The sequence below is a fragment of the Psychrobacter piechaudii genome, assembly GCF_900162825.1.
In the GTDB taxonomy this organism is placed as follows: domain Bacteria; phylum Pseudomonadota; class Gammaproteobacteria; order Pseudomonadales; family Moraxellaceae; genus Psychrobacter; species Psychrobacter piechaudii.
The window spans coordinates 1-4,664 of sequence record NZ_FUGE01000196.1 but is presented as its reverse complement, the minus strand read 5'-3'; the positions used below and the strand labels follow the sequence as shown (position 1 = coordinate 4,664).

Annotated in this window: 3 protein-coding genes; 1 reads left to right on the top strand and 2 read right to left on the bottom strand. The window is 40.6% G+C overall.

The annotated features are described in order from the left end of the window. The first annotated feature begins 171 nt into the window (after positions 1–171). Positions 172–3,774 (top strand): DEAD/DEAH box helicase, encoded by a 3,603-nt coding sequence (locus A1019T_RS10600; RefSeq protein WP_077451610.1) that lies wholly within the window; start codon positions 172–174, stop codon positions 3,772–3,774. 1 nt (position 3,775) lies between these two features. Here A1019T_RS10600 and A1019T_RS10595 read toward each other — a convergent pair whose 3' ends face one another. Then, complete coding sequence (locus A1019T_RS10595; RefSeq protein WP_279626185.1) at positions 3,776–4,261, bottom strand: IS982 family transposase; 486 nt, start codon at positions 4,259–4,261, stop codon at positions 3,776–3,778. 102 nt (positions 4,262–4,363) lie between these two features. Next, on the bottom strand, positions 4,364–4,664 hold a 301-nt coding region (locus A1019T_RS10590), incomplete at its 5' end, for an RNA-guided endonuclease InsQ/TnpB family protein (protein WP_143514114.1).

Here is a 4,664-nt window from a genome sequence, read left to right as displayed (position 1 = left end):
CTAAAAAGCTGGAAAATCACTTTAAAGCCTTTGATTTAGCTTTCTTTTACATCAATCATGGGTATGTCTAATGTCAGCCTACTTTTTGAACCACCACCAGATATTGTGTAAGCCCTAAATGATAGATAATATAATTTTTTTGCGTAACCTTAAATAAGAGCTTGAATTTCCATGTCAAAACCTATCACTCCTCTTGCCAACTTACTCTATAAATTTAACAGCCAAACCATTAACCGAAGCCTTGAGTATGTCAGCAAAATTGATCTCGCCAGTCTTGAAAGAACTGAAAGCGCTCAAGCCACTCTACTACAAGCTAATGTTAAAGGAACGAAAGAATACCACACCAAAATTGCTTACCACAAAGCGAGTCAGCGTATCACACAAAGTGACTGCTCTTGCCCTGTGGGAAGTTTTTGTAAGCACGGAGCGGCATTAGCACGTCTTTTTCGAAACGAAGAAGCCGAGAAAAACAATTACATGCGTGAGTTTTCGTTTGAAGGTGAAGAATTCCTGCAAGCTTTAATGCAAAAAAAATCTGAGCTTAACGATCTATCAGAGTACCAAGAATTAACCTCGGTATTAGCTAAACCCTTACCTATACCACCAACTAGCAGATTTGACCAATCTGGCCTTAACACAACTTTAAATAACAGCACCCAACATGATAAGGCTTTGCGTTGGCTCAAGAATTTACGCCAAAACTTAACTAAATTAGATAAAAACACAAAAAGTTACCCAGTCAATCATCAGTCCTCCCCTTTTGTATATCTAATTGAACAAGAGTTTGGGGAATTACAGCTAGAATTAATCAAAGTTCGGCGCATCAAATCAGGCGAAATTAGAGCTCCCAAAACCTATAATCAATACAGCAATATTTATTACAGCTATTCACAGTTCCCCGTAGCTACTAAAGCGTTATTTAATCAAATTTATGACCATGTCAAAGCACAGCAACTAGCCGCTTTTTCTAAGGCTTACATGATAGTTAACGAATTACCGCTCAACTTAATAAAGCAACTTATAGAAGATAAGATTTTGTACTATAAAACCCAGTGGGATAAAGATTGGGAAGAAGAGCAATTTCATCCTATCACTTGGTCAGATGAGATTTTAAATATGGAAGTTGAGTGGCTTGAAAACAACCACCAGCATGGCGAAAAACTCCAATTTAATTTACTCGACAAAGACCAAAATCGCTATAGGTTTGGTCAAATCGAAAATTTTGATGTGCTATTTACTCAGCCTTTAACCTTTTTTAATCGCGCTAAACGTCAGATTGGGTTAGTCAATACCGATGTTATCGGTGATATGCCAAGCGACATGCTATTTAGACTGATGAGCATGCCTGTTATTCCCAAACAATTAGTAAATGAAGTAGACGATGTTTTATCAAGTCATAAAATAACTCAAAAATTACCTAAACCCAAATCCGTCCAACCCATTGAAGATGTCCATGGCATATCACAGCCGATAATCCGTTTTAGCAGTATCGACGAACGCTACTTACCTTGGCAAATGAAAAAAGTACTATGGCAAGAGCAATGGATTGACAAAAAGTTTGTCAAGGCGGAATTGGTTTTTTCCTATAAAACAGGGGAAATCCCTGCCAGAACAGGCACTGAAACTGAGTTTTTTACCACGCGATATCAAGGCAAGCGCTACCATCAATACCGAGATATTAAAGCCGAGAACAAAGCCTTAAGAGCGTTAAAAAAACAGCTGAACTCTTTTAAATGGCTCAAAACAGCGGAAAATGTCAGTAAAAATCAAGCCACTATTGAATTGGACGAAGCACTCAACGCCTTATTGCCTATAAATAAACTTGCCGAAATCGGTTGGCAAGTTGAGCATTTAACGGACAGTCCGATTGATGCTGAAATGTCGCACAATCCAGAGTTGGTTGTCGAAACTTTGACTGATGATAAAATTGATAATGGCGATGAGGGCAGTCACTGGTTTGAAGTGGGGGCAACGGTCAGCGATAGCGAAGGGCATAAATATGATTTGCTGAGTATCGTGGCGTATTTGCTGGAGCAGTATCCTTACCTGATGCAGAAAGATATTGAAAATCTCATTGATAAAAATCATCTATTTGCGGTGAATGTAGGTAGCGGTCGCCCTAAGTTAGCAGTGGCTTTTAAAGAAATTTTGCCGATTTTACAAAATTTAAGTCATCTGTTATCACAAGATGATCGAAAAATCGATAGATACGATGCCCACCAATTATTTGACCTTGAGCACACCCTAGGTATGGCATGGCAAATGCCTGAAAAACTCAAAAGGTTTAGTGAAAAGCTAAAAGCAGGCTATCAGTCCAACCTGCCTACACCAAAAGGTTTCCATGGGGAATTGCGGCCCTACCAACAACAGGGCTTAGCTTGGCTGCAGTTTTTAGCCCAAACTGAACATGGTGGTGTCCTTGCTGATGATATGGGACTTGGTAAAACCGCCCAAACGCTTGCTCATATTTTAATGGAAAAACAGGCAGGGCATTTGACCGACCGGCCTGTGTTAATCGTTGCTCCCACCTCACTAATGCATAACTGGCAAAAAGAAGCCGAGAAATTTACTCCAGAGCTGTCCGTATTGCTACTGCATGGCCCAAATCGCCATGATGATTTTGACAAGATCAAACAGCATGATATCGTGCTTACTACTTATCCGCTGGTAGTGCGTGATGAAGAGGTTCTAAAAGACCATCAATTCCACCAAATTATTCTTGATGAAGCTCAGAATATCAAAAACCCCCGCAGTAAATCCGCCCAAGTGTTACGCTCACTGACCGCCAGACACCGTCTATGTCTGACAGGAACTCCCATGGAAAACCATCTCGGTGAATTGTGGTCGTTATTTTACTTTCTGATGCCAGGGTTCTTGGGCAGTCAAGATGTTTTTAATAAAAACTACCGCCATCCTATTGAGAAAAAAGGTGATCAACACAAACGCAAAAAACTAATCAATCGAGTCAAACCTTTTATGCTCCGTCGTCTGAAAACTGACGTTGTCAAAGAGTTACCTCCCAAAACTACCATCGAAGTCAATATTGACATGAATAACGAGCAGTCCAAACTGTATGAAGCAGTGCGAGCGACCATGCAGCATAGCATCAAAAAAATCATCGCTCAAAAAGGCTTTAAACGCAGTCAAATCCAAATCTTGGATGCGTTACTCAAACTGCGACAGGTCTGCTGTCACCCTAGCTTGCTAAATTTGGATAGTTTGCCAAAAGACAAAAAACCTACCAAATATAAAACTATGAAGTCCGCCAAACTTGATTATCTGATAGAAATGGTGGTAGATATGGTCAGCGAGGGCCGCAAAATTCTAATTTTCTCACAATTTACCAGTATGCTTGCGTTAATAGAAGAGCAACTTATTGTTCAAAAAATTGATTTTACTACACTCACGGGGCAAACCAAAAAACGTAATGAAGCAATCGATGCTTTCCAGACTGGGCAAGTACCTGTGTTTCTAATCAGCCTAAAAGCGGGCGGTGTAGGTCTGAATTTAACCACAGCCGATACTGTAATTCACTATGACCCTTGGTGGAACCCTGCTGCCGAAGACCAAGCCTCTGATAGGGCATGGCGGATTGGACAAGACAAGCCTGTATTCGTTTACAAACTGATTACTAATCAAAGCATTGAAGAAAAAATTATTGATATGCAAAAAAATAAAGCCGAGCTTGCTAAATCTATCTTAAGCACTGATCATGAAGGGGAAGTCAAGCTAAGTGAAAATGAGCTTTTAGGATTGTTTGAGAAGTTTATTTGATTTAGAGACTTTCCCAAATTTTGTGTAACTGCTTATACTCTGTTAGCAAATTGCAGTTACACAGAATCCGGAATGGGCTCGAGCATTTTTGTCGTGTACAGAGAAAATCGATATTGAAGTCATTAAACAGTTTATCTTTTAAATCTTGACTGACATACCCTCGATCACCAAACAGTTTACCGAATATATCATTTGCTAGCCTCTGTCTTAGCGGCTCTCTATCATCTATATTTCCCGGAGTGACTCTAATCGATAATAACTCACCGTGATGATTAATAATGGCGTGCAGTTTAAATCCGTAGAACCAACCCATACTTGTCTTGCCTCTTTGAGCAATCCCCTCAAACCCCTTATGACGCTTAATCCGCCGGTTATGGCATACAGATAGTTTGGTAGCATCCACAAAGCTAATACCTGTGCAACTTCCCATCAAGCTTTTGAGATAAGCACACAAAGGCACAAGAGCTTCTTTTTTTGACCGGCTTATACCAAACTCAGGATATTTAGTCTAGCTCTACCAAAGCTTGTTGGTCAGCTGCTACAAAGTGTAGTAGCAAGTCAGTTAATGCAGGTTGACCTCCTCCCCTCGCTAAACCGAGGGGATTCCTACAGCTAGACGGTCAAGCCCGACCGCAAGGATGTTCTTAGCAGCATTGATATCTCTATCATGCCATGTGCCACACTCAGCACACCTCCATCCTCTTATTCGCAAACCTGCTCTACCTCTCGGACTACTGTCACTTATCTTGTGGCAGCACGAGCAGGTCTGGGTAGTGTAACTCTCATTTACCATCTCAAGCTGACAACCTGCATGCTTGCATTTGTATTCCAGTTGTCGTTTAAGCTCAAACCATCCTGCATCGTATGTTGATTTAGCTAGATTGGTTTTT